This window comes from Vibrio sp. 378, from assembly GCF_033339435.1.
Genome location: NZ_JAWOUO010000299.1, coordinates 1 through 860 on the forward strand (window position 1 = coordinate 1; position 860 = coordinate 860).

Genomic DNA, 860 nt, shown 5'->3' on the forward strand with positions numbered 1-860 from the left:
CCCATCGCATTGTTCGATGAGGAATCATCACGGCGAGGTTGACGACGTTGTGACTGATCATTACGACGCGGCGCTGCTGATGAGCGTTGGCTGCGGTTGTCTTGACCCGGCTCGTCGTTTAAACGCATCGATAGACCGATACGCTTGCGCTGTACGTCCACTTCCATCACTTTCACTTTAACGATGTCACCTGCTTTCACCACTTCACGCGGATCAGAAACGAAACGATCCGTTAGGGCTGAGATGTGCACTAAACCATCTTGGTGAACACCAATATCGACGAAAGCACCAAAGTTGGCCACGTTCGATACGACGCCTTCGAGAATCATGCCCGGTTCTAGATCTGCAACCGAGTTAACGCCTTCAGCGAAGGTTGCGGTTTTGAACTCCGGACGAGGGTCTCGGCCTGGTTTGTCCAGCTCTTTGATGATATCGGTCACCGTTGGGACACCGAAGTGCTCATCGGTGTAATCCACCGCGTGCAGACCTTTAAGGAACGTCGAATCGCCAATCAGTGCTTTGATGTCTTTACGGTTCTTCTCGGCAATCGCTTTGACTACAGGGTAGGCTTCTGGGTGCACTGCAGAGGCATCCAGTGGGTTTTTACCATCCATAATACGAAGGAAACCCGCACACTGCTCGAACGCCTTAGGACCTAAACGAGGCACTTTCTTCAAAGTTGTACGTGCTTCGAAACGACCATTTTCATCACGGAAGTCGACAATGTTCTGTGCGATGGTGCTCGACAAGCCTGCAACGCGCGTCAGTAGCGCTGCAGAGGCAGTGTTCACATCAACACCAACCGCGTTTACACAGTCTTCGACAATCGCATCAAGACGTTTTGCCAGCATAGATTGGCT

Annotated in this window: 1 protein-coding gene; it reads right to left on the minus strand. The window is 51.6% G+C overall.

Translation table 11 applies throughout. From position 1 onward, the window contains the following. The coding region (locus tag R7Q48_RS25835) for a helix-hairpin-helix domain-containing protein (protein WP_318133025.1) at nt 1-860 on the minus strand (860 nt) is incomplete at both ends.